The organism is Psychrosphaera sp. F3M07, from assembly GCF_018860345.1.
Classification (GTDB): Bacteria; Pseudomonadota; Gammaproteobacteria; order Enterobacterales; family Alteromonadaceae; genus Psychrosphaera; species Psychrosphaera aquimarina.
Window position 1 is genome coordinate 154,602 of sequence record NZ_JAHKPJ010000012.1, and the last position, 25,274, is coordinate 179,875.

The following is a 25,274-nucleotide window of genomic DNA, read 5'->3' on the forward strand; positions in this document are numbered from 1 at the left end:
GGTTTCGGGCAGCACTTTAATTCGCCTATTGATATCAATACAAGTAGTGTGCCAGTTAGTTAAAGTAATCTAGATTTATAACAAAAAGTTCTTTTCAAAGCGTTTATCCATAAGGGGATGCGTTTTTTCAACTTTGACTATCAAAGCTATAAAAACAAACTTAATTACAAATATAACGGCAGATAATAAACGGCAATCAAGTGCCAAATACGGCAACTTTTTACTGATCGGCAATAAAAAAGCCTTGTAAAAACAAGGCTTTTTTTTATGAGAAAACAAAATGGATATTTTAAAGCTAAATACCAAGCGTTATTGCTGGAGAAGTGACAATGCTGCTTGTGGTAACTGATTAGCCTGAGCCAAGATTGAAGTACCCGCCTGTTGAAGGATCTGGTTACGAGTCAATTCAGCAGTTTCTTGAGCAAAATCTGTATCTCTAATACGTGCTCTAGCACCAGAAGAGTTTTCAACAATGTTTGCTAAGTTACGAATAGTTGATTGTAAACGATTTTGGACCGCACCTAATGTTGCACGATTTCTATCGATTTTACTTAAAGCGCCATCAATAATCGCAATTGCATCTTGAGCACCAATTGCGGTTGTCACATCTATAGTTTCAATTGATACTTCAACGGCTTGTGCCAAATCATTTGCGCCAGGTAAACCGGATAAATCGCTATTAGCCGTATTTGAACTTATGCTGAACAATACCGTACTGTCCATTTGTAATTGACCTTTTACAGTCGCATCTGTATCTGCAGGCGTTCCAGCATCTAAAGTTACTGCAGCACCAACGTCTTGGTCATCCGCATAAGAGCGACCTTGAATATCAGCAGTCGCATCGCCACCGCCAGAATCAGCCCAATTAGTAATACCAATATTATCGCCCGCTTCCGAGGTCATGATAATAGATGTAGATGCGGCATCATATACAGCGCCTATACCTAATACAGCCGCATTTTCATTAACTTTATTCACTAACGTTTGCAAATCATCTTCGACTACACCGGTAGCTGTAAATGAAATGGTTTCCGTTGCAGTACCGTTGGATAAATCAAAACTAATACCATCACCAGCAGCTGCATTTGCAAAGTTTTCTAAACGTAATACCGTTTTAGCATCTGCATTTACACCAGTTGTATTAAATATTGAGTTTATCTTAGAGGCGATATTTGCCGCAGAATCATTTTGTGCGATAGATACTTGACCAGTATTAATACCCGCAATAGTTAATGTTTCAGCTGCTGTAGCCATTAAATGACTATTTGAATCAACAGCGGAACCTAATGTAGTATTTGCCGAAGCGGCAAGGTTTGAGCCTGCCATGTTGTATCTTGCACTACCTAGATCATCGATTTGAGCCGAGTTAATAGATATTGCTATGGTTTCATTTGCTTGTGAACCTACTTGGAATTGTTGAACACCAAACGAACCATCTAATAATTTTTGTCCACCGAATGTTGTGGTATTCGCAATTCGGTCTAATTCAGATTTAAGCTGAATAATTTCTTCTTGTAGTGCTTTTCTATCTACTGTTGAGTTGGTGGCATTTGCCGCCTGGATAGATAAATCACGCATACGTTGCAAGATATTCGTTGATTCTTGCATCGCGCCTTCTGCAGTCTGAGCCATTGAAATGCCATCATTTGCATTTCGCATTGCTACATTAAGACCGTTAATTTGAGATGTTAATCGATTTGAAATCTGCAAACCGGCCGCATCGTCTCGTGCACTGTTAATTCTTAATCCCGATGCCAATCTATTCATCGAGGTTTCAAGGCCGTTTGTTGAGCCCATTAAGTTACGTTGGCCGTTAATTGACGCAACGTTAGTATTTACAAATAATGCCATTGTTTTCTCCTTAGAACTTTATAGATAAATAACCTAAAGTTCTTTCTCCAAACTACGATTTGCATCTTACGTGCCAACTTATTTGTCAAACTTATTTATTAAGAATAATTACAAAGGAATTCAATAAAACGACTATATTCAATGACTTACAAGGGTATTAAAAATTAACACTAGAGATGTGGTGGAAATATAGGCTTTGTTAGTAGGATTTTTAATAACTTGTGTTATCGGCAAAATTGGGAAGGATGGCGGCAATTTGACGCCAAATTTTAAATAAGGACTTAGTTTAAATACCCCTAAGTCCTTAATAATGATTAGATATAATCAAACAATGATAATTTTTGCATCATTGCAAAACTTTGCTGTGATGCTTGCAGTCCAGTTTTCGACATTTCTAAATTAGTGATGGCTTCATATATATCAATTTCTTCAATATTCGCCAACGTTGATTTAGTGACTTCTTGAAAACGATATTGGGCTGACATTTCAACTTCAATCGCATTTAAACGAGCGCCCATTGATGAACGAGTGTTATCAACGGTCGTCAACCCAGACTTTAATTCAGTTAATAAATCACTAACTAAGTCAGTTCTAGCTTGTGAGTCAGGTCTATCAATGTGAAAAACATCTCCAGCTGCGGGTACGCCACCAACATCAAATTCCACCCCATTAAAGGTGACTTTATTATCATTAGTATAATCACTAGGACCTTCTACTAAAGAGCCTGCACTGTCATACACTTCATATAATCCGCCAGCTAAGATGTTCACGGTGAAATCATCAATTGTATGGCCAACGGCAGGGTCCACTATATTTCCGCCCGTTAATGTTGCCGTTGACGCATTTGTTATATCTGGCGAGCCAGTATAACTAGAGCTGACCATTCCCATCGCATCAATGGCTCTTTGCAAAGTCCACATGACACTTGTATTTGATGAGCTATCAAACTGAAATGAATCGCCTGCGACAGGAGCTGGATTCGCTTGGGTCGAAAATTCAATTCCATTAAACTGTACTTTATCGCCCGGTGTAATGTCTAAAAAATTAGACTTGTTTGGTTCTAACGGAATAGCGGCTCCGCCATTATCTAACACTTCAACTCTCACCTGCCCAGCGCCCGCTCCAGCAATAAAATTCACCGTAAATGGCGCATTCTGTGCTGCACGTTCATATTCTGCAGATTGAGTGACAAATCCCATAGAAATTGACGAGCTTGACAGGTTTGCGGCATTGGCTGTTGGCACATATGACGCAGATGTTGAAGGTACATTTTCGATAAATTGACTTGCCGGATCGCCAACTTTGACTTTAAAACCCGCAGCAATCAACACTTCTCTTTGTCCACTGTCACCTTGATATTGGCGATAACCAAAATCATCAACTTCATAGGTTTGTGTATTGGTTTGAAATCCCGAGAATATAAAATCACCATTCGCGTTAGTTGTATTAGTTAACCCCTCAAATTGCTCTAAACGTTGCTGTAACTCTTCTGCAATTGCCGCCAAACTATTTTTATCCATTGTTCCGTTGATGGATTGCAACATCAACTCTTCAGCACGAAAGATCACATCAGTCATGCTGGCCACTGCTGATTCACTGGTTAAATTAAAACGCTCCGCAGATTCTTGAGACACGATATAACGATTAGACACTTCTATTTCTTGACGCAAACGTATCATCGAATTCGAGCCGGTTGGATCGTCTGACGGTTTTATGATTTGTTTACCGGTAGATAATTCCATTTGAGCACGATCTAAATTCGATTGTCTCAACTGTAAGCTCGCCATGTTTCTTGCAAAATAGTTAGCCGTTGCAATTCTAGTCATAATTTACTCCCTAACCCGCTGCCGATAACAGCGTTTGGAAAGTTTCACGAGCAACCGTAATTATTCGAGCTGCTGCCGCATACGATTGCTGATATTGAATTAAATTAGCGGCTTCCTCATCAAGGTTTACTCCCTGGATACCCGCTAACCTTTGTTCTGCACCTGACAACAAAGTCCCAAAAGAATCTGCTGATATTGCTCGACTTTTAGTTTCCACACCCACTGACGTTACAAGATCAGCATAAGCTTCAGAAAAACTATTGGTTCCGCCATCCATTCTTCGATCGGATTGAAACGCTAACATAGCTAAAATATTTTCATTGTTACCTGGGCCAAACGCTTTAGTTTCATTCACCCCCGGATTATCAGCATGGGTTACTGTGAACACCTCACTTCCGGCTAACACACCTTCAAGTTCAAAACGGATACCCGTGATTGGGTCATCTATTATTTGGTCTGCAGGTATTGCCGATGGGCCACTTATTACCGCACCGCCAGAGTCCAGAACTTGATATGTTGTACCTGTTGCATCAATTTCGATGCTAATTGAATCATCTGGTAAAGGTCCAGGTGCCACACTAGAGTTACCGGTTATTTCATATAAATTAAATTTAACGTTGTTTGGGTTATTAACTTCCGCAATATCTAATGGATTTCCAGCTGCCGCTATTTTTTCAGGATCGTCAATAATGCTTTCTATTTGATTAGCACCATAATATGTTGGTCTCAGTCTGAACTCATCACCAGCGGATAATTGATTAACATCAATAGCCATCGCTAATCCTGTATCACCTATAATCAACTGTGTGCCTGCTGACATTGCAGCAATATCGGCAGGGTCAAACTGTTGTACTAAATTACCGGCATCGTCATAGATATCAAGATTTGTCCCATCGTATTCCATATCAAATTCTTGAGACGTTAACTGCTCAGTATTTCTGATGTACAGTTCAAAATTAGTCTTATTTGTATTATTTGATGAGTTTAACGTTCTTGCTAATACATCCTGAGGATCGTTAATATCTCTAAAAATATTCTGTCCCGCATCCCCGTTTAAATCTAAACCTAATGATTGTTGACGATTAAAACTGTCTGCAATTGCAATTGCTAATTTACCTAGCTCTTGTATAGCTGGCAGTATCATGTTGTCTCGGGTATCAAACAAGCCGGTTAATGAACCACCATCTAATTGATTGGTGATAATTGATTTATTTTCAGTCGTTGAATTGGCAGAAATACCAATTTCCATCATGTTACTATCAAATTCATTTCTTTCTGCCGACAACGGAATTGAAATTCCCCCCGTCACTAACGTTATACCTTGCCCTACAGTTACGTTCATCGTACCGTCTTGTAACTCAATGGTTTTTACTTGGATCTTTTCACTTAACCGTTTTAACAACAAATCACGTTTATCTAATAGATCATTGGGTGGAAAACCCTGGCTACCAACTGCATTTTCAACTTGAATTTTGGTATTTAAGAAGGCAATTTCTTCAGTCATTGAATTGATTTCTAGGACAGATGTTTGGATCTCTTCGTTAATCGCACCTAAGTGTTGTAAACCAACTTCTTCAAATAGTGTATTAAAACGATTAGCCACCGTTTCTGATCGGCCAATGAGTACATTACGTGCAGATATAATTGTTGGTTCTTCAACAATACCGTTAATACCGTCAAACATTTCTTCAAATGTGACAGTGATGCCGGTATCAGGATCCGCTAATAAATTATCTATTCTTGAAGCATTTACATAATTGGTATTGTTATATTCAAACTGCGACGAGTTGAACATAACTTCTTTAAAGTTATATTCATTAAACGTTCTTTCGATTGCTGAAAGTTGAGTACCGTTACCCAAAAATGTACTTCTAAAAGCGTTACCAACAGTGGACACGGTTTCAACACGCTGACGGCTGTACCCTTCGGTATTTACGTTTGCGATATTGTGACCTGTGGTATCTAAACCATATTGTGCTGCTGCTAATCCAGATACGCCTGTACCTAAAATACCACCTGCCATGTTATGCCCCTACCTTGCTGTTCGTTGACTGTATAACTTTGCCAACAACATCTTTGAATGTACTGCTATTTAATATGCCAATGATTTTATCTGCGTATTTTGGATCTGTGGCATATCCCGCTTTTTGTAGCTGTTGCAAAAATTGTTCCGGTTCAGCTGCTTTTTCTAAAGCACCTTCGTATCTAGAATTACTTTTAAGAAAGTTTACAAAGTCATCAAACGCTTCGGTGAAGTTATTATAAACCCTAAATGGTTCCGTTTTTCTAACCGCAACCCCCTTCTCAAATTCTAGGGTTGATTGTGCGGCTTTTTCACCATCCCAATCTCTGTGCGCTTTGACATTAAATAAATTAAAACTAGACTCACCTTGTTTATCTTTTATGATGTGCTGCCCCCAGCCGGTTTCAAGCGCCGATTGAGCAATGATAACTGCTGGATTAACACCAATTTTGCTCGCGGCTTTCTTAGCGAACTGCCACAATGAATCTACAAAGTGCTCTGGAGACTCAAAGTTAACCGGCGCCTTATTGGATTTATGTTGGGTTTGACTGAGTTCTGATGCCACTGGTTTTTCAGAGCCAATAGCCGAAAAGCCTTTATCAATGACTTTATTAAAATCATTTAGCAGAGAATCAGGTTTGGATACCGTATCGGTATTTGCATTTGTTAGTGTTTGTGTTGGTTTATTGTCTAGGTAATATGATTGCCTAGTTAAATCTGCGTTATTTCTTAATGTACTTGCCGCTTTATAATTCTCAGTATCATTACTTAATTGTTTAACAATGATATCAGCAAGTCCCATACTGCCATTTGACGCCATATCTGTCGCCAATTGTTGATCATACATATCACGAAAGAACTTAGTAGTATTGGAATTCATTGGATTGTCTTGTTCAAATGCAGCATTAGCTTGACGCATTGATTTTAACATCATGCCAATAAAGATAGATTCAAAGTGAGCTGCCGCTTGTTTAAGCGCCTCTTTACTTTCTGGATCTTTCGTTGCCTGTGCTTTTAACTGCTGTAGGCCAGTTAAATCAAGGTGGTTGTTAATATCGCCGATCTTACTCATTTGACATTCTTTTGACTTTCCAATTATTCGATAATGGGATATATCAAAAACTGAGCCAAGATGTTAATTAGGTGGTTTTTAATGATGGAAATGCGCGGGATTTTACAAAACAATGATTAAATTCAAGGAAGGTTTTACGTGGTTATATAAAATGAAATCCCCTGATGAAAACTGCCTGAGTAGACAGGTTCATCAGAAGGGTTCAATGCGATTAGTGAAGTAGTTTAAAATACTTACTTAACTCATCTTTTAATTCACCTGTAATGTCACCAATTAGACATACACGTGCGTTATTTGGAACGCGGGTGAAAATTTCTTCAATTTGATCTGAAATACTGCCATTGGCTTTATTAATCTCGTCAGCAAAATATTCAAACTCAACTTCTGTTTTAATATTAGTCATTGCTTCAAAAGCACCTAAGCCAATTGGTGTAAATTGAATTTCATTGTCTGCAATGATACCACCAGATAAACAGCAGAATATCTTTTTGTCTGCGAAGGCAACTTCATAAACATGATATTGTACTTCTTGGTTAGTATCCATTTCTAACATTTCCAAAACGGCAATGTTAGTATCCTGGTTTGCTGTTACGTTGGTAACAAGTGTGTTTGCAAAATTCATAACTATTCCCCTTTATTTCTAGTTATTTCTTACGTTTTAATAGCTGTTAAATAACAATCAGTTGACCGTCAATAGCACCTACTTGTTTTAATGCTTCTAAAATTGCCATCAAGTCACCAGGCGCTGCGCCCACCTGATTAATAGCGCGAACAAGATCGTCCAAGCTGACACCTGGGTCAAATACAAACGCTCTAGTATCGTCTCTAGCGACATCTATGATGGTTTGATTGGTTACAACCGTTTCACCATTAGCAAATGGCTCTGGTTGATCGACCTGCTGATTCTCTGCAATGGTGACCGTTAAACTGCCATGAGTGATAGCGGCAGCTCTTAGCCGCACATCTTTACCAATCACTATGGTACCTGTACGTGAGTTGACAATTATTTTTGCGGATGCATCTGCTGGTTTAAATTCTAAATTTTCTAATTCCGATAAATACGCAACTCGCTGTGAGATGTCTCTTGGAGCTAATACTTTTATTGATGCAGCATCTATTGGATTAGCCGTATTAGGTCCAACCAAATTATTAATCGTGTCAGATAACCTTTTTGCCGAAGTAAAGTCAGGTTCATTTAAATTAAAAGTAATGTAATCACCATTGCCAAAAGGCGTTGGTACCGTTCGCTCCACTGAAGCTCCATTAGGTATTCTTCCTACTGTTGGCGTATTAATGACAACTTGAGAACCATCTAGCCCCTGCACTCCCAATCCTCCAACCACTAACGAACCTTGAGCGACTGCATAAATATTACCGTCCGCACCTTTTAAAAAGGTTTGTAATAATGTCCCGCCACGCAGACTTGCTGCACTACCTACGGATGACACCGTGATATCAATGGTTTGACCTGGTTTTGAAAAAGCTGGAAGTTCAGCGCTTACCACAACGGCTGCAACATTTTTAATTTTAGGTTTTAAGCTACTTGGTAATTGAATACCAAAATTAGCCAACATAGCTTTAAAGCTTTGTTCGGTATACCGAGTTGATTCACCAGTACCTGGTAAACCCACCACTAATCCGTAACCAACTAGGTGATTAGTACGAATACCTTGCACCATGGCCACATCTTTTATCCGAACAGACTCAGCTATCGGCGAAATGATCAAAGTGAGTAAACATAAACTTAATAGTAATTTTTTCATATCGTATTCCTAAAACGGCCACGCTGTGCTCATGAAGAAGCTCGCTAACCAACCCGCTTCTTGAGTTTCAGCTAAAGAGCCTTTACCACTGTAAGAAATACGAGCGTTAGCCACTCGTGTCGATTCGACTGTATTATCTGACGCTACATCTTCTGAGCGAACAATACCGGTAATACGTATAAATTCTTGCCCTGTATTAAGTGTTAACCACTTTTCACCGCGTATGATTAAATTACCATTAGGTAATACTCTCAACACATGTACGGTGATCTTGCCGTTTAAACTGTTACTTTGATTTGATTTAGCATCGCCCTTAAAATTGCCATCGGACTCAAGCCCTAACTCTAAAGTATTTCCACCAATGGTAGGAGCCAGTCCATTTAAACCAACTAAAGGCGACAGACTCGCATCCGTTTCTTTTTTAGTTTCGGTTTTTGCTGTTTTTGACGCTTGAGTATTTTCCAATAACAATACCGTTATAATATCGCCAACACGCCTAGCCTTAGTATCTGAATACAATCCATTAGACCAACCCGTATGGTATAAACTACCGGTAGATACCACGTCTTCTGTAGGTATCTCTGGCATAATCGGAGCAAAAAATGGATCTTCTTTTTCAACGTTATGGTTCACAGCACAAGCCGTCAAAAAACTAACAAGCCCGGTTACTAAGATTAAACGCCCACAACGGTTCATATTTTTGATTAGTCGTTGTTGAAAAATTTGATTCATAATTATTTTCCTACTCGATTAAAGTTGCTGAGTAATGAAGCTAAGCATCTGATCTACTGTTGAAATAACTTTTGAGTTCATTTCATAAACTCGTTGACTTTCAATCATGTTTACCAATTCTTCCGTTACATTTACATTCGATGTTTCCAATGCGCCTTGAACAACAATACCTAAACCATCAAGTCCAGGGTTACCCTGATTAGGCGCACCACTGACTCCAGTTTCAGTAAATAAGTTTTGTCCAATTGGTTCTAAACCAGCAGGGTTAATAAAGTCAGTAATGGTTAACTGCCCTATTGCCACACCAGCGCCTTGGCCAGGAATTTGAACACTGATCTCACCTTGCTGTGAGATAGTTACTGACTGTGCATCTTCAGGAATATTAACTTCAGGCTGTAATGGGAAGCCCGCACCAGATGTGACTAAACGACCATTTTCATCAATAGAAAACTGCCCATTTCTGGTATAAGCCAAGGTGCCATCAGGACGTTGTATTTCAAAAAATCCATTTCCTTGGATCATGAAATCTAAACTATTATCTGTGGTGGTCATGTTACCTTGCGAAAAATTCTTCTGAGTAGCTACAACTTTTGTACCAGCACCCACCATTAGACCATTGGGCATTTCCGTATCTTGAGAAGAGCGCCCACCTGGTTGATTGATGTTTTGATACAACAAGTCTTCAAATATTGCTCGACTTTTCTTAAACCCAACCGTACTCGCATTCGCTAAGTTATTAGAAATAACCGCTATATCTGTTTGTTGGGCGTCTAGACCCGTTTTACTTATCCACAATGCTGGATGCATAGAAGTCTCCTAATTAATTCTTTTATACAATTCGTAATAACTGATCTTGGCTTTTATCTACTTCTTCAGCCTTGGTCATCATTTTTATTTGCAATTCATATTGGCGCTGGTGAGATATCATTTGCACCATTTCATCAACAGGATTGACGTTACTCATTTCCAACGCGCCACTTACAATGCCGATATTTGGCGATGCTTCACAAAAGCTACATAATTCATTTGATAAAATTGATTCTTTAGAACGAAATAAACCATCCGCACCTTTTGTTAATGCGCCGTCGGTTGGTGGTTCTATTAATTTAATTCGGTCAACGACTTCGAGGAAGTTTGCAGGTGCCCCCTGTGGTCTCACAGTGATGGTTCCATCTCCAGCTATTTCGACTTTTTCTATAGGTAATGGGATAATAATAGGCCCATTCTCACCTATGATTGGTGTTCCTTTTGCCGTCGTTAACATACCGTCGTTGGTAATTTGTAAATTACCCTCTCGTGTATAAGCTTCGTCACCTTGTTTATCTTGTACAGCTAACCAACCTCTACCAGATACCGCAATATCTAAGTCTCGGCCTGTCGTCGAAATTGAACCGTGATCCATATTAGAGCCGGGACGTTCAGTCATTGCAAAAACCCGTGTAGGTAAACCTTCACCAAATGCCTGCATAGAACGCTGTTGTTCAAAATCAGACCTAAAACCGGCTGTTCGGGTATTGGCTAAGTTATTAGCATTCATTGAAATGCCAATTAAGTTTTGTTTAGCTCCGGACATGGATACATATAAAAGCTTGTCCATTGGTGTCCCCTGTCAATATTTCGACGTGATTATTACTGTTGTTTTGAGATTGCACTAAACGTGCCAAAGGATATGAAATTTGGAAGGGTTATAGATCTGTATCGTATTTAAAGGCTTATAACCTAGGGATAGATTAAGCTAGACTGATTCTGTGAAATGTATAAATATGTTGATGTAAATTACTTATTTTTTATAAATAGAAATTAATAGTTCCGCTTCTGCACGAGGAATTTCACACTCAACAACGAGTTCATCAATGTCTGCGCCCATCTCTATCATTTTCTTAGCTCGACCATACAACTTATGTTCACTGGATTCTGAGTCAATATTACTTTGCAATAATTGAGTCGAGCTTGCTACTTCTTCAATTCGGGCTTCTAATTGTTCAAGTGGAGCTAAACAAGCGTTTAGGTTTTTATTGATATCAGTTATCTGCTGCTGCTGTCGGTTGGTGATATTTTCATATATTGTTATTTTGTCGTTTTGCTCATCTAACTGTTTTTTCAGTACATCGATATCGGCTTGTTTGTCGGCTAAACGACGTATAATTTGACTAAACGCTAAAATAATAACAATAGCAAAACATAAGATAACAACACTGTTTATTGCAGGCCAATACATGATAAAACCATTTTTAATATTAGAATAAAAAAGGCAGCGATAGCTGCCTTAAATTAATAAATATCCGATAATTATAAATCAGATATTTCGTCCCATTCATCATCAGACATTAATTTATTTAAGTCTACTAAAATTAGTAGCTCACCGCCTCTATGACTTACACCTTGAATGAATTTAGCACTTTCTTCGGTACCAACATTTGGTGCGCTATCTATTTCAGACGTCTTAAGGTAAACCACTTCAGCAACACTATCTACCATAATGCCAATAACTTGTTTTTCAGATTCGATGATGACGATACGAGAATTATCACTCACATCACCTGGCATTAACGCAAAACGAGCTCGAGTATCGATAACCGTCACTACATTACCACGTAAATTAATAATGCCTAAAACATAATCTGGCGCACCTGGTACAGGTGCAATTTCTGTATAACGCAAGACTTCTTGAACTTGCATAACGTTTATACCGTAGGTTTCTTCCTCTAGCTTAAACGTTACCCATTGCAATACTTCGTCATTGCCATCGGCTACATGATTTACTGGGGCTCTTTCTTCACTCATTTGAGCAACTCCTAATTGAAAACCTACTATTTTTGTCTAGCATTTACACCTTGTTCAAGCATGGCAATTAAATCGCTGACATGCAACAAAGCACACATTTTTTCTTTAATCGTACCTAGCAACCAAGGTCTTTTACCTTGACCATTACGCCATTTTACTGCGTCAGGGTGAATCGTTTCAGTTTCAACGAGCTTTTCTGCCGTTAATCCCCAATCACTCTCACCTAAAGTTATTAAGTACTTATAATCGATCGAGTCTTTCATGTTTGCATCGTACTTTTCTGGCATTACCCAAAGAGCAGAATCAACCACATTTAATTTTTTCTCACGGTTTAACATGACACCTTTAAACCACTTTGGTTTACCAATCAAACTATTCACTTCCGTTAAGTTATGAATACCACCTAACTCTTTTAATGGCACGGCTAACACTAAGCCTGCAACCTCAAAAAATAAAGCTTGAAATGGTTTATCCGGAAACTCGTCTACTACAACCGCCTTTTGCTGCGGTTCAACCACAACTTCAGCTTGGCTTTGAATATCTACTTCCGTACTCACTAAATCGACTGATTTAGCCTCATCTTTAATATTTATTTGTAATTCTTGTTCAACGCTCACCTGTTGCAACAACTTTTCAACTGCATTTGGCTCTGCAATTAGCGGCTCAGGTTGTTCTTTATACGCTTTTACATTACTTACCGCTGACACAATTGGTCTCAATTGGGATTGTTGTTTTTCAGGTAGTGGCGCTTTAGCCAAATAATCAGAGCTTAGATTTTGAGTAGCTTGTTTTAACGACGAATTGCTATCGCCAACTGATTCGATCGCATTTTCATCTTCATTTAACAGTTGACCTAAATAGTCCAACATTACTTTTTCACTTGCGAACATCTATATTACTCTGATATTAATTTTTTCAATAATTCTGAATAAGCAAAAACACCACGGGCATTTTTTGCATACACAGGCAAAGGCAGCTTTTCCATACTGGCCGTTCTGAATTTTGTATCAATGGGGATAACACCTTCCCACACTTTATTACCGTAGGTATCTCGTAATTCACGATAAGCGGCAATCGATGCTTTTGTTCTCTTGTCATACATAGTTGGTATAACACAAATATCGTAGGTTTTAGATTGAGATGTTTGGATCAACTCCATTGTTCGGTACATGCGCTCTAAGCCCTTTAACGCCATACATTCAGTTTGTACTGGAATTAATACTTTGTCACATGCTGCAAGTGCATTTACCATCAATACACCTAATACCGGTGGACAGTCAATTAAGACATAATCAAAGTCACTTGCAAACTTAGTGAGCGCTTTTTTGACAATTAATCCCATTCCTGGCTTTTTACTTAAAATACCATCTAATGTCGCCATGGCCATCGTGGCGGGTAATATACTTAAATTGTCTACTGGCGTTTCCCAGATACATAAATTCCAATCATCACGGCTCATGCTATCTGATTGAGTAAATACATTGTATACCCCGTGTTCAAGCTCTTCTGAATCAATACCGAAATAATAAGTTAATGAAGCATGTGGATCGGTATCTAACATTAAGACCTTATGGCCTTGTTGGGCCAAAATAGCACCTAAAGTAACGACGGTTGTCGTTTTACCGACTCCACCTTTTTGATTCGCAACTGTCCAGATCTTCAATTTATTCACCTACTGGTCTTTATCGTTTGCTGTTCGTTCTTGATCTTTTCTGGTTGTGATCCTCAAACCACCATGTGGTAGTTTTATAACTTGGATCTCATCTTCATCAGACGCCATCTTAGATACTTTATCCGTTAAATCTTGTTGTAATTTAACTTTATCATCCGATACTTCATCATTCTCTAACCCAAATTTCGATAATGCAATGACAACTCTGCGGTTCTTCGCTCGGCCTTCAACGGTTTCATTTGTCGCAATGGGATCATTTGAACCATTGGCTTTAATTGCAAGTCGTTGTTGGGTGATGCCAAAATCTTCTAACAAACTAGTTACAGATGCAGCACGAGCTGCAGATAATTGCCAATTAGAAGTAAATATTTCATTGTTAATAGCAAGGCTATCCGTATAACCTCTTATTTCAATATGGTTATTTACACTCGATAATACTTTAGCTATTTGATTTAAAATTATAGAAGCCGCAGGGCTTGCAGTGGCACTACCCGATGCGAATAACATACCTGAATTTAACTCAATCGTTAACCAATCATCATCCAACTCAAACTTTGCTAATCCATTTTCAGTCAATTGGTACAATGCCATTTGCATATCATGTTTTAAACCTTGTAAAGGGTTACCCAGTTTTTTATCTAAAGACTCTGTAATTGATAAATCTTCAGTGGTTAACTTAGGTCCTTTCTCTGGCAGTAAGTGATTGCCGTCAAGTAACTCGTTTTGAGCAACTTGATTCATTAATAAACCTTCACCTTGAGTACCTTTGCCTTTATCGCCAGCGATTTGGAAAACTTTGCCCAACGACTCTGATAAGACATTAAAAGAATCTTCTTTCACGATTGCAGAAGCATATAAAACAACAAATAAAGCAAACATAAGGGTCATATAATCAGCATAGGAAACCATCCAACGTTCTTGGCTTGGATGTTTGCTTAACTCACTAACGCGTCTTAGTCGGCCCATACGTTATTACTCTATACAAATTCACGTTGATAAGCGTCTAACTTTCTAGAAATATTCTGTGGGTTTTCTCCGTTTGCAGTACTTAGCAAACCAAGAATGATCATTTCGCGGTATAAAAGTTCTTCATCGATTTGTGTTTTTAGCTTTTCGCCAAAAGGGATAAATAATAAATTTGCACTGCCAACACCATATATTGTGGCTACAAATGCCGTTGCTATACCTTGGCCTAAGACAAGAGGATCATTAATGTTGGCCATTGCTTGGATCAAGCCTAATACAGCCCCAATAATCCCTATAGTTGGACTATATCCCCCCAGTGATTCGTATACATTAGCCGCTCTATTTTTATGTTCACTTTCTAGCTGGGCTTCTAACTCTAAAGATTCTCTGAGCACGTCTTTATCCACGCCATCGATTAACATCATTAAAGCTTTTTTTACAAAGGGATCTGTTTCTGTATGGACCTGATGTTCAAGCGCTAAAAAACCTTTTTGTCGAGCGATGTCAGCCCATTTACAAAGTTTCAGTTTATATAAATTGAAGTCATAAGTTGGCGATTTCCAAATTAATGGAAACAAGGTAATACTATGAATAAAATCTGATTTTGGCGTTTGCAACATAACGGCACCAAAAGTGCCACCAAACACAATAATAAAAGCAGGTAACTGAAATAAAGCGGATATGCCACCTCCTTCAACCGCGTAACCACCAAAAACAGCAGCGATAGCAATCACTAAGCCTGTAAAGGCAAGCTTATCCATAGTTTAGCTCTTTTAAAATTGCAGGCCCCATTTCATCTAATGAGATGTTTTCTTCTGCAATACCAGCAACCGTGACCGCTTGAGGCATTCCATAAACAACACAGCTCTGTTCGTCTTGAGCCCAAATTTTACCACCGCGTTGTTTCAACATTCTTGAACCCTCACGGCCATCAGCTCCCATGCCAGTTAGAATGACCCCTAACACATCACCACCATATATTTTTGCGGCGCTACCAAAAGATAAATCAACGCTAGGCTTGTACGTCATTTTGGCTGAATTATCTTCTAATATTTTTATCGTCGCGTTTGGTGCTCGTCCTTCAATCAACATTTGTTTACCGCCAGGCGCTAAATATGCAACCCCAGGTCTTAATACATCGCCATGTTCAGCTTCTTTTACTGAGATCTTACATAACGAATTTAATCGAACCGCAAATGCTGGTGTAAAGGCTGCTGGCATATGCTGTACTAAAATGATGGGTAAATTAAAATTACTTGGTAAACTTGTAAGTACTTTTTGTAATGCTACAGGACCTCCAGTTGAAGTGCCTATCGCTAGTAACTTATAACTTTTGCCTGACGACTTTCTAGCCACATTACTTCGGCTAATCGATGGACGGCCCAAGTTATTTGATAATGACGATGTTGTAGACCTAGCAGATATACCTGAAGTAGGTCTGGATAAACTAGATGTAGGAGTTCTTGTGGAGGTTGAACTGGTCAACGTTGACGAAGGCGCTCTTACAGGTCGTCGCATCATGCCAGAGCGTCGACCTAAGGCATGTACTCTGTCTTGAAGAACCTTGGTCCCTTCTTTTTTATCCTTTGCAATGTCTTCAAACTTTTTAGGTAAAAAGTCTAAAGCACCGGCTTCTAATGCATCTAAAGTCGCTTTAGCACCATCATGAGTCAGTGATGAAAACATGATTATTGGTGTCGGTGACTCTTTCATTATATGACGGACAGCGGTAATACCGTCCATCACCGGCATTTCAATATCCATGGTAACAACATCAGGCCGTAAGGATTTAGTTTTATCAACCGCGTCTTTTCCGTTAACAGCATCACCTACAACCTGTAAATCAGGATGTGCGTTTAATATCTCAGCGACTCTGCGTCTAAAAAATGCTGAGTCATCTACCACCAATACTTTTATAGCCATTTGATATTATATTTAAGCCTTTAATTTAAACGACGGGCGTAATGTTTAAGTAAATTTGGTACATCAAAAATCAACGCAATCCCACCATCAGATGTAATGGTTGCTCCCGCCATACCCGGCGTTCCTTGCAACATAGCATCTAATGGTTTAATAACCACTTCTTCTTGACCAATCAATGAGTCCACAACAAAACCAACTTGTTGAGTACCAATTTGCACAACAACAACATGACCTTCTTTTCTATCCGCACTCGATTTTGGATTTTTCACTAACCAGTCTTCAAGATAAAATAATGGGATAGCACGTTCTCTTACCGTTACCGTTTTCTGACCATCGACTATATTCGTTTTAGTTAAGTCTAAATGTATGATCTCATTAACTGTTGATAAAGGTAAGGCAAAAATAAGGTCACCCACCACTACCATCAATGTTGGCAAGATTGCTAATGTTAATGGCACTTTAATTTGTAGTATTGTGCCTTTACCTAATTCTGATTGAATCTCTACTGAGCCATTTAACTGTGTGATCTTTGTTTTCACCACATCCATTCCAACACCACGACCTGAAATCTCTGAAATTTCAGTTTTGGTTGAAAATCCTGGAGCAAAAATTAAGTTATACGCTTCAGTATCTGACAAACGGGCCGCTGAATCAGCATCTAACACCCCTTTATCTATAGCAATTTGTTTCAGCTTTTCTGGGTCCATCCCTTTACCATCATCTTCGATAGTTAAAAGGATGTGATCGCCTTCTTGTGACGCAGAAAGACGTACAGTACCCATTCTCGGTTTACCTGCACCTTCACGGTCATCTGGCATTTCAATACCATGGTCAACTGAGTTTCTCACTAAATGGACCAATGGATCCGCGAGCGCTTCAACCAAGTTTTTATCTAAATCAGTTTCTTCACCAACTAACTCTAACGTGATTTCTTTGTTTAAGCTTCGAGACAAATCCCTTACAACTCTAGGGAAACGTCCAAACACCTTTTTGATAGGCTGCATGCGGGTTTTCATTACCGCACCTTGCAAGTCACCGGTGACAACATCTAAATTTGATATTGCTTTCGTCATTGCTTCATCTGAGCCAAAACTAACACCTAGACTCACTAAACGATTTCGGACAAGTACTAACTCACCCACCATATTCATGATTTCATCTAAACGTTTAGTATCAACCCGGACTGTTGTTTCAGCTTGGGGTGCTGCTTTTTCTTTCACAGGAGCTTTAACAGCAGCAACAGGTGCTGGTGCTGAAGGTTTAGCTGCTGGAGCTGGCACCGGCTTTTTAGGTGTTGGTGGTGTAGGTGCTGGAGCGGCCTGTTCAGGTTCTTTTGGTATTGGTGAAGGTTTATTACCTTTGGTTGGCGAAGCACCTTTACCATGAAGTTCATCTAATAACGATTCAAATTCGTCGTCACTTATTTCATCACCACCAAAATTAGGCGGTGCGATAGGATCTGGTTCTTTAGACTCAGATTTCGCGTCAACTTTGAATGATCCTTTACCATGAAGTTCATCTAATAAAGCTTCAAAATCATCATCGGAAATATCATCGCCAGAGCCAAAATCTGGCGTAGTTTGAGGAGCAACATCTTCTGTTTTTTCTGGGGTAGATGGTTTGCCATGAAGTTCATCTAATAAAGCTTCAAATTCATCTTCTGAGATTTCATTAATATCGCTACTATCATCTGAAACAGCAGTAGCTTCAGTTGATTCTACCGCAGTAGATTCATCTTCAGATTCTGGTGAACAATAACGATGAAGAGCATGTAATAATTCAGGGTCAGCAGGTGAAGGATCTTCACCAGCTTGTACTTGAGCAAACATTTCATTTACGGTATCAAGCGCTTGCAGAATAACATCCATTAACTCGGCTGTTACTTTGCGCTTTCCCGTTCTGAGAATATCAAACACATTCTCAGCACCGTGACACGCGTCAACTAAATTTGTTAAAGCTAAAAAGCCCGCTCCACCTTTGACAGTGTGAAAGCCTCGGAAAATTGAATTCAACAAACCAGCATTTTCTGGATCGTTTTCCAGTTCTACTAATTCTTCAGATAATAATTCTAATATTTCTGCTGCTTCAATTAAGAAATCTTGTAATATCTCTTGATCCACATCCAAAGCCATGCGGCCGCTCCCCTAATCTAAAAGCCTAAACTTGACAACAAGTCGTCCACTTCATCTTGATTTGACACCGCATCTTCACGATTTTCAGCATCGATGATAGGACCTTCTACACCATTGTTATCGGCAGAAAGCTCTTTCTCATTAGCATTATTTGTATCATTCGATGTATTAGCATTTGGTTCGCCGAATACGGTAAGTAGGTGAATTAAACTATCTTCCACATCCTTAACTAATTCGATAACTCGTTTGATTACTTGGCCAGTTAAATCTTGAAAATCCTGGGCCATCATAATTTCAGTCATATGAGTGTGGATCTGAGCTGCATCGACTACAGCCCCTTCCATGAATTCATTAATGCTATAACAAAGAGATTTAAATTCGCCTAACTGTATTTGCCGCTGCATGAGTTTATCCCATTCAGGTTTTAATTCCGTCAGACTAGTATTTATTTTATCAGCCAGTGGCAAACTTGAGTCCACTGCATCCATAGTCTTGTTGGCTGCCTGTTCTGTCAAATTCATGACATAACTCAGTCTTTCTTTTGCGTCTGGAATATCATCCGTAGCAAGATTGGCAATTTTAGGATCAAGTTGAAAATTAGATAATGAATCATGAAGCTGTCGAGTCAATTTTCCAACTTCAGCAAATAATTCTTTATTCTCAGGGCTAGTTGCAGACATGAGTATTTCGTTGGCAGATTGGTCATCACCAGATTCAAGCGCAACAACGAGCGCTTTAGCCTCTTCTAGACTGATCTGCGGAGTTGTCTCTAACGACATATTTAACTCCTAATAAGATTATTCTAGACGTTCGAAAATCTTTTCTAACTTACCTTTGAGGGTAGCTGCGGTAAAAGGTTTAACAATATAACCATTAACACCAGCTTGCGCTGCTGCTACGATTTGTTCCTTTTTCGCTTCTGCGGTTACCATCATAACTGGCATATGTTTTAAGCTATCATCTTTACGTATCTCACGAAGAAGATCGATTCCTTGCATACCAGGCATATTCCAATCTGTTACTACAAAATCAAAATCACCATTTTGTAACATCGGTAATGCGGTACTGCCATCATCAGCTTCCTGTACATTGGTAAAACCAAGGTCACGAAGTAAGTTCTTGATGATTCTTCTCATTGTTGAAAAGTCATCAACAACTAGAATTTTCATGTTCTTATCCAAAGCATCCTCCAGTGAGGTAAATTAGTTGTCTTAATTATTAATTAAAATTAGGAAGTTACAAGTTTTATAACCATTCTTTTAATCTTGAACGCAATCTTATCATAGCTTGACTGTGAATTTGACTAACGCGTGATTCACTTACGTTCAAAACATCCCCAATTTCTCGTAAATTTAATTCGTCATCGTAATACAAAGATAATATCAATGCTTCTCTTTCAGGCAAGTTTTTAATTGCCGAAGAAATTGATTTTTTAAAAGAACTACTTTCAACGCCTACATATGTATCGTCTGCTTCGTAGTCTTCTTTAACTGATATCACATCTTCACTGACGCCCATATCATCGATACCGATGATTTTTCCGGCGTTAGCTTCTTTAAGCATGATGTGGTATTGAGCGAGTGATATATCAAGAGATTCAGCGACTTCAGTATCTTTTACATCTCGGCCTAAGTCAGCTTCTAATGTGGAAATTCTATCTGCAATCATTCTTGCATTTCGGTGAACCGATCTTGGAGTCCAATCACCTTTACGTATTTCATCTAACATAGAACCACGAATTCTAATGCCAGCGTACGTTTCAAAACTTGCACCTTTTGAACCATCAAAGTTTTTTGCTGCTTCTAACAAACCTATCATTCCAGCTTGAATTAAATCATCAACCAAAACACTGTCTGGTAACCTTGCGGCTAAATGATGAGCGATTCTTTTTACTAGAACAGAATGTTTCTCTAACAATTGAGAAATATCTACTTCTTGAGCCTCGTAGGCAGCAACTTTATTGTTCAAAACGTACCTCTCAATTGACCAATTGTTCTAAAAAGAACTCTAAGTTACCTGATGCGTGGGTAGGCACAGGCCAATGATCTATTTTTGTCGCTAAAGTTTTAAATGCTATGGCAGACGGAGAGCGAGGGAAAGCATCAACGATGGCTCTTTGACGACGTACTGCTTTTCTTAAATTTTCATCAAATGGGATAATAGCGGTTAACTCTAAATTAACATCTAAAAACCTATCTGTGACTAAGGTTAACTTTTTAAATAGGCTTTGCCCTTCTTTTAAGGTCCTTACCATGTTGGCAATGACTTTAAATTTGGCAACGCCATGATCTCTATTAAGAATTTTCATTAGTGCGTATGCATCGGTAATCGACGTTGGTTCATCTGTTACGACCACTAATACTTCTTGTGAGGCACGAGAGAATGAGAGTACCATATCTGAAATACCCGCAGCCGTATCTACTATAAATACATCGACTGGCGTTTTCATTTCACTAAATGCGCGTATCAAGCCGGCATGTTGAGATGGTGATAATTCAACCATATCAATTGAACCTGAAGTGGCAGGTACAATTTTCACCCCATGAGGACCTTCAACCAAAATATCGTCTAGTTCAGCTTCACCCGAGAGCACATGAGATAAGTTTTTTTCTACTCTTAATCCCAACATGACATCACAGTTGGCAAGACCTAAATCAGCATCTAGTACTAATACACTTTTACCAGTTTGGGCGATTGCAATGGCCGTATTTAGTGAAACACTCGTTTTACCAACACCACCTTTACCACCAGTTACTGCTATTACTTTTGTTTTTTTCATCAAAGACATATATCTCAAGCCACTAGCCTGATCAGAACAGGTTTTATCAATCATACATGCCAACAGCTCTTGGCACTACCTTATTATGTTTCTTTCTAACTTTTTGTTTTAACTCAAACAATTGATTAGCTTTGTGCACAATTTTTTCACTATTTGCAACTCTTATATCTTCTGGCACTCTCTGACCGTTGGTTAAATAACCAATTGGTAACCGATTATGTATCGCAACACTCATTAATTCACCTAAACTAAGTGACTCATCTATCTTAGTAAAAATACAGCCAGAAAGTGGTATTGTTTTAAAATGTTGAACACTTTCTTGTAATACGCTCATTTGTGACGTTGCTGATAAAACTAAATAATTCTTAATATTAACTCTAGATTTGGTTAATAAATGATTTAGCTTTTGTGTTAATTTCAAATCTCTTTGACTCATACCTGCTGTATCAATCAATATTAATTTTTTGTTGCGTAACTGATAGATAGCATCAGATAATTCTTCCGTGTTTTTTGCTTGTTTTAAAGGGCAACCTAATATTTTTGCATACGTTGCTAATTGCTCTAACGCACCAATTCTAAAGCTGTCTGTTGTAATCAGGCCAACTTTATCTGCACCATGAATTTGTGCATACCTTGCAGCTAATTTAGCAATTGTCGTTGTTTTGCCAACTCCAGTTGGGCCAACAAGTGAATACACACCACCACGGGTAATGATCTCATTGGTTGTCGTATCTAACTGCTCAGTCAACAAAGTTAACATATGTTGCCAAGCATTTTCTTGAACTAGATCATCTGATAAGAAATGAGTTAAGTGTTCTGAAACTTTTTTAGATAACCCCATATCTTTTAATTTTGAGATTAACATGGCTTTTAACGGTGATTTTCTTTCAACATCTTGCCACATTAACTCTGAAACTTGATGCTCCAATAATTCTTTTATTGAACTCATTTCGGACTTTAAGCATGCTAACTCGCTGTTAAAATCGGCATCAACTACATTACCCACCATCTCTTGATGTAAACCGCTTGCTTGATGTTCATCATCCAGATCAGAGTTGTTAATGGTAGTTTCTTTTGTTGAATACTGCTGATTATTTGTCTCTTCAACTGTGGTTCTCGCCTTTGACAACCATTGTTCAAACTCAGATTCAGCTTGTTGAGATAATACTTGTGTTGCGCGTTCAGATTTTTGACGGTTACTTAATTCTGTAGATTTGATAGACGGCGTATTAGGCGCTGAGACTTTTTTATCTTGCGCTGGGCTTTGTCTGTTTAACAACTCAGCCAGCGAAGAAGCTATTCTTTTTTCGCCTTCAGATTCTTCAACGATACCACTGTATGCTGACATAGCTTGCATTGGCTTTTGAGTAATGGATTGTGCTATTTCTTGTGCACTCTCGACTACTGATTCGTTATCAACGGCAGCCACAATCTCTATGCCTGATGCCGTCTTTTTATTCGACATAATGACAGCGTCTGGACCTAACTCTTCCTTTACTTGGTTTAGAGCGGTTCTCATATCTTTTGCATAATAACGTTTAATTTTCACTTTCGATCTCCGTCAAGAATATGGCATTATCCAACTGAACTGACTATTTTAATTTGTTTCTCTTCTGGAATTTCTTGATAAGACAAGATAACCATGCCAGGGATGCTGTGTTTAATGAATCTAGATAACACGCTTCGTAACATCCCAGACGTTAGTAAAATTGATGGTTCGCCTGATAACTCTTGAGTTCTATGGGCTTCAGATAACGAAGTTTGTAATCGTTCTGCTAACCCAGGTTCAATGCCCGCACCATCATTTCCAGCTGACTGCATAGACTGTTGCAACATCTGTTCCAACTCAGGTACTAATGTAATTACTGGAATTTCAGTGGATGAACCGGTCGCATCTTGGACAATGAAACGACGTAACGATATTCTACACGCTGCAGTTAATACATCAGAGTCTTGGCTCTTAGGTGCATACTCTACTAAGGTTTGTAATATTGAGCGCATGTCACGAACTGGAACGCCCTCATTTAATAGATTCTGTAATACTTTAGTCACCACAGACAAAGACAGCATCTCTGGTACTAAGCCATCTACCAATTTAGGGTAATTTTTGCTGATCATCTCTAATAGGTTTTGAGTTTCTTCGTGACCAATTAATTGTGAAGCATTGTTGGTTAACAATTGACTAATATGCGTTGCTACAACCGTTGCTGCGTCAACGACTGTGTAACCTAAAGATTGTGCTTTCTCACGATTACTAGAGTCAATCCACACGGCTTCTAAACCAAATGCAGGATCGATAGTTTCAATACCTTCAACTTTGCCAAATACTTGACCAGGGTTAATCGCCAGATCTCGGTCATGTCTAATTTCAGCTTCACCAATGGTGACGCCCATTAACGTAATACGGTAGGTGTTTGGGTCTAAATCTAAGTTGTCTCTGATATGAACAGCTGGGATTAAGAAACCAAACTCTTGGCTTAATTTACGTCTAACGCCTTTAACTCGAGATAACAGTTCTCCACCTTGGCTTTTATCTACAAGTGGAATCAACCGGTAACCCACTTCAAGACCAATCGTATCTACATGTGAAACATCATCCCAACTTACATCTTTATTCTCTGTCGCTTCGTTAGGATCAACCGCATCTTCTTCTTCTTGGTCTTTTATTTTCTTAAGTGCTAAATCCGCCGTCGCTTTAGCTGTCAAATATCCACCACCTAACAGTAAACCGCCAAAAATCAAAAACGTTGTATGCGGCATGCCTGGTACTAAACCCATCATGGTTAAAATGCCACCAGCAACATATAGTACTTTTTCAACACCTAACTGAGTATGAAACTGAGTGCCCATTTCTTCATCGGTATTTTGTCTTGTTACAACAATGGCCGTACCAATTGATAATAAAAGACCAGGGATTTGAGCAACTAAGCCATCACCAATGGTTAAAATGGTATAAATTTCTACGGCTTCGCCAAACAACAAGTCATGTTGGATCATGCCAATAAATAAACCACCAATGATATTTATGAATAAGATAATAATACCGGCGACAGCGTCACCTTTTACAAATTTGGAAGCACCGTCCATTGAACCGTAAAAATCAGCTTCTTTGCCTATTTCTTCACGACGAGCTTTTGCTTGTTCTGGTGTTAAGAAACCAGCATTCAAATCAGCATCTATCGCCATTTGTTTACCAGGCATCGCATCTAAGGTAAAACGAGCCGTAACTTCTGAGATACGTCCCGCGCCTTTAGTAACAACCATAAAATTGATAATAACTAAAATTGCAAACACCACTAAACCAACGGCATAGTTGCCACCGATTACCACAGAACCAAATGCTTCGATAACTTGTCCTGCAGCATCACCACCATTGTGCCCTTCTAATAGAACCACTCGGGTACTGGCAACGTTAAGCGCCAGCCGCAATACAGTTGCTATTAATAGGACAGACGGAAATGCGCCAAAATCGAGAGGTTTTAAAGTGTAAACCGTAACCAAAAGGATAACGAGCGCTAGGGCTATATTGAATGAAAACAGAATATCGAGCATGATTGCGGGTAAAGGTAAAATAACCATCGCCAAGGCCGCCAATATGAAAATTGGTGCACCTAAACCACTGATATACTTCATGTTATCTTTATGAAAAACTTGATTTAATTTTGCTGTGAGTACCATTTCAACTACCGTATAACTACCTTCTAATAGGCTATGGAGCAAAGATCAGGCCATATTATTGGTCAAGGTATTG

The 25,274-nt window shown here is 38.9% G+C and carries 23 protein-coding genes; all 23 read right to left on the minus strand.

The genetic code is table 11. The features are described 5' to 3' along the window. Nucleotides 1-309 precede the first annotated feature (309 nt). Nucleotides 310-1,851, minus strand: coding sequence for a flagellin (locus KO505_RS17520; RefSeq protein ID WP_216054500.1), 1,542 nt, complete (start codon nt 1,849-1,851; stop codon nt 310-312). A gap of 314 nt (nt 1,852-2,165) precedes the next feature. Further along, on the minus strand, nt 2,166-3,677 hold the full coding sequence (flgL, locus tag KO505_RS05765; RefSeq protein WP_216054501.1) for a flagellar hook-associated protein FlgL: 1,512 nt from the start codon (nt 3,675-3,677) through the stop codon (nt 2,166-2,168). Nucleotides 3,678-3,687: 10 nt separating this feature from the next. Beyond that, nucleotides 3,688-5,700 carry a flagellar hook-associated protein FlgK gene (flgK, locus tag KO505_RS05770; protein ID WP_216054502.1) on the minus strand — a complete coding sequence of 671 codons (2,013 nt, stop codon included), beginning with the start codon at nt 5,698-5,700 and terminating at the stop codon, nt 3,688-3,690. Nucleotide 5,701: 1 nt separating this feature from the next. Further along, nucleotides 5,702-6,772, minus strand: a complete 1,071-nt coding sequence (gene flgJ / locus KO505_RS05775; RefSeq protein WP_216054503.1) for a flagellar assembly peptidoglycan hydrolase FlgJ — start codon at nt 6,770-6,772, stop codon at nt 5,702-5,704. 211 nt (nt 6,773-6,983) lie between these two features. Next, nucleotides 6,984-7,394, minus strand: a complete 411-nt coding sequence (locus KO505_RS05780) for a hypothetical protein (RefSeq protein WP_216054504.1) — start codon at nt 7,392-7,394, stop codon at nt 6,984-6,986. 46 nt (nt 7,395-7,440) lie between these two features. Continuing rightward, nucleotides 7,441-8,535, minus strand: a complete 1,095-nt coding sequence (locus KO505_RS05785) for a flagellar basal body P-ring protein FlgI (protein WP_216054505.1) — start codon at nt 8,533-8,535, stop codon at nt 7,441-7,443. Nucleotides 8,536-8,544: 9 nt separating this feature from the next. Then, the gene (gene flgH / locus KO505_RS05790) at nt 8,545-9,267 is read right to left on the minus strand and encodes a flagellar basal body L-ring protein FlgH (RefSeq protein WP_252731656.1); all 723 of its coding nucleotides are present in this window, start codon (nt 9,265-9,267) and stop codon (nt 8,545-8,547) included. Nucleotides 9,268-9,285: 18 nt separating this feature from the next. Then, nucleotides 9,286-10,074: a flagellar basal-body rod protein FlgG gene (gene flgG, locus KO505_RS05795; RefSeq protein WP_216054506.1), complete on the minus strand. Its 789-nt coding sequence runs from the start codon at nt 10,072-10,074 to the stop codon at nt 9,286-9,288. A 22-nt stretch (nt 10,075-10,096) separates the two neighbouring features. Further along, entirely contained in the window at nt 10,097-10,864 is a 768-nt protein-coding gene (locus KO505_RS05800; protein ID WP_216054507.1) for a flagellar basal body rod protein FlgF, read from the minus strand. A 183-nt stretch (nt 10,865-11,047) separates the two neighbouring features. Continuing rightward, a complete protein-coding gene (locus tag KO505_RS05805) occupies nt 11,048-11,485 on the minus strand; it encodes a DUF2802 domain-containing protein (RefSeq protein WP_216054508.1) in 438 nt (145 codons plus the stop codon). A 71-nt stretch (nt 11,486-11,556) separates the two neighbouring features. Beyond that, nucleotides 11,557-12,051, minus strand: coding sequence for a chemotaxis protein CheW (locus tag KO505_RS05810; RefSeq protein ID WP_216054509.1), 495 nt, complete (start codon nt 12,049-12,051; stop codon nt 11,557-11,559). Between the two features lie 26 nt (nt 12,052-12,077). Further along, on the minus strand, nt 12,078-12,941 hold the full coding sequence (locus KO505_RS05815; protein WP_216054510.1) for a chemotaxis protein CheW: 864 nt from the start codon (nt 12,939-12,941) through the stop codon (nt 12,078-12,080). Nucleotides 12,942-12,946: 5 nt separating this feature from the next. After that, nucleotides 12,947-13,714, minus strand: a complete 768-nt coding sequence (locus tag KO505_RS05820) for a ParA family protein (RefSeq protein WP_216054511.1) — start codon at nt 13,712-13,714, stop codon at nt 12,947-12,949. Nucleotides 13,715-13,723: 9 nt separating this feature from the next. After that, nucleotides 13,724-14,689 carry an OmpA family protein gene (locus KO505_RS05825; RefSeq protein ID WP_216054512.1) on the minus strand — a complete coding sequence of 322 codons (966 nt, stop codon included), beginning with the start codon at nt 14,687-14,689 and terminating at the stop codon, nt 13,724-13,726. Nucleotides 14,690-14,700: 11 nt separating this feature from the next. Continuing rightward, nucleotides 14,701-15,450 (minus strand): flagellar motor protein, encoded by a 750-nt coding sequence (locus tag KO505_RS05830; RefSeq protein WP_216054513.1) that lies wholly within the window; start codon nt 15,448-15,450, stop codon nt 14,701-14,703. After that, a complete protein-coding gene (locus KO505_RS05835) occupies nt 15,443-16,612 on the minus strand; it encodes a chemotaxis response regulator protein-glutamate methylesterase (RefSeq protein WP_216054514.1) in 1,170 nt (389 codons plus the stop codon). The genes KO505_RS05830 and KO505_RS05835 overlap by 8 nt, the downstream gene beginning before the upstream one ends. A gap of 20 nt (nt 16,613-16,632) precedes the next feature. Next, entirely contained in the window at nt 16,633-18,744 is a 2,112-nt protein-coding gene (locus KO505_RS05840) for a chemotaxis protein CheA (protein WP_216054515.1), read from the minus strand. A 17-nt stretch (nt 18,745-18,761) separates the two neighbouring features. Beyond that, nucleotides 18,762-19,523: a protein phosphatase CheZ gene (locus KO505_RS05845; protein ID WP_216054516.1), complete on the minus strand. Its 762-nt coding sequence runs from the start codon at nt 19,521-19,523 to the stop codon at nt 18,762-18,764. An 18-nt stretch (nt 19,524-19,541) separates the two neighbouring features. Continuing rightward, nucleotides 19,542-19,925: a chemotaxis response regulator CheY gene (gene cheY, locus KO505_RS05850; RefSeq protein ID WP_216054517.1), complete on the minus strand. Its 384-nt coding sequence runs from the start codon at nt 19,923-19,925 to the stop codon at nt 19,542-19,544. A 64-nt stretch (nt 19,926-19,989) separates the two neighbouring features. Continuing rightward, nucleotides 19,990-20,712 carry an RNA polymerase sigma factor FliA gene (locus tag KO505_RS05855; protein ID WP_216054518.1) on the minus strand — a complete coding sequence of 241 codons (723 nt, stop codon included), beginning with the start codon at nt 20,710-20,712 and terminating at the stop codon, nt 19,990-19,992. A 10-nt stretch (nt 20,713-20,722) separates the two neighbouring features. Further along, nucleotides 20,723-21,577, minus strand: a complete 855-nt coding sequence (locus KO505_RS05860) for a MinD/ParA family protein (RefSeq protein WP_216054519.1) — start codon at nt 21,575-21,577, stop codon at nt 20,723-20,725. Then, on the minus strand, nt 21,570-23,072 hold the full coding sequence (gene flhF, locus KO505_RS05865) for a flagellar biosynthesis protein FlhF (RefSeq protein ID WP_216054520.1): 1,503 nt from the start codon (nt 23,070-23,072) through the stop codon (nt 21,570-21,572). The genes KO505_RS05860 and flhF overlap by 8 nt, the downstream gene beginning before the upstream one ends. A 26-nt stretch (nt 23,073-23,098) precedes the next feature. After that, complete coding sequence (gene flhA / locus KO505_RS05870) at nt 23,099-25,201, minus strand: flagellar biosynthesis protein FlhA (protein ID WP_216054574.1); 2,103 nt, start codon at nt 25,199-25,201, stop codon at nt 23,099-23,101. Nucleotides 25,202-25,274: the final 73 nt, after the last annotated feature.

Bases quoted from the DNA above. Each gene is read 5' to 3' on its own strand.
- KO505_RS17520 (WP_216054500.1), bottom strand. From the start codon at position 1,851: ATGGCATTATTTGTAAATACTAACGTTGCGTCAATTAACGGCCAACGT.
- flgL (WP_216054501.1), bottom strand. From the start codon at position 3,677: ATGACTAGAATTGCAACGGCTAACTATTTTGCAAGAAACATGGCGAGC.
- flgK (WP_216054502.1), bottom strand. From the start codon at position 5,700: ATGGCAGGTGGTATTTTAGGTACAGGCGTATCTGGATTAGCAGCAGCA.
- flgJ (WP_216054503.1), bottom strand. From the start codon at position 6,772: ATGAGTAAGATCGGCGATATTAACAACCACCTTGATTTAACTGGCCTA.
- KO505_RS05780 (WP_216054504.1), bottom strand. From the start codon at position 7,394: ATGAATTTTGCAAACACACTTGTTACCAACGTAACAGCAAACCAGGAT.
- KO505_RS05785 (WP_216054505.1), bottom strand. From the start codon at position 8,535: ATGAAAAAATTACTATTAAGTTTATGTTTACTCACTTTGATCATTTCG.
- flgH (WP_252731656.1), bottom strand. From the start codon at position 9,267: ATGAATCAAATTTTTCAACAACGACTAATCAAAAATATGAACCGTTGT.
- flgG (WP_216054506.1), bottom strand. From the start codon at position 10,074: ATGCATCCAGCATTGTGGATAAGTAAAACGGGTCTAGACGCCCAACAA.
- KO505_RS05800 (WP_216054507.1), bottom strand. From the start codon at position 10,864: ATGGACAAGCTTTTATATGTATCCATGTCCGGAGCTAAACAAAACTTA.
- KO505_RS05805 (WP_216054508.1), bottom strand. From the start codon at position 11,485: ATGTATTGGCCTGCAATAAACAGTGTTGTTATCTTATGTTTTGCTATT.
- KO505_RS05810 (WP_216054509.1), bottom strand. From the start codon at position 12,051: ATGAGTGAAGAAAGAGCCCCAGTAAATCATGTAGCCGATGGCAATGAC.
- KO505_RS05815 (WP_216054510.1), bottom strand. From the start codon at position 12,941: ATGTTCGCAAGTGAAAAAGTAATGTTGGACTATTTAGGTCAACTGTTA.
- KO505_RS05825 (WP_216054512.1), bottom strand. From the start codon at position 14,689: ATGGGCCGACTAAGACGCGTTAGTGAGTTAAGCAAACATCCAAGCCAA.
- KO505_RS05830 (WP_216054513.1), bottom strand. From the start codon at position 15,450: ATGGATAAGCTTGCCTTTACAGGCTTAGTGATTGCTATCGCTGCTGTT.
- KO505_RS05835 (WP_216054514.1), bottom strand. From the start codon at position 16,612: ATGGCTATAAAAGTATTGGTGGTAGATGACTCAGCATTTTTTAGACGC.
- KO505_RS05840 (WP_216054515.1), bottom strand. From the start codon at position 18,744: ATGGCTTTGGATGTGGATCAAGAGATATTACAAGATTTCTTAATTGAA.
- KO505_RS05845 (WP_216054516.1), bottom strand. From the start codon at position 19,523: ATGTCGTTAGAGACAACTCCGCAGATCAGTCTAGAAGAGGCTAAAGCG.
- KO505_RS05860 (WP_216054519.1), bottom strand. From the start codon at position 21,577: ATGATTGATAAAACCTGTTCTGATCAGGCTAGTGGCTTGAGATATATG.
- flhA (WP_216054574.1), bottom strand. From the start codon at position 25,201: ATGGTACTCACAGCAAAATTAAATCAAGTTTTTCATAAAGATAACATG.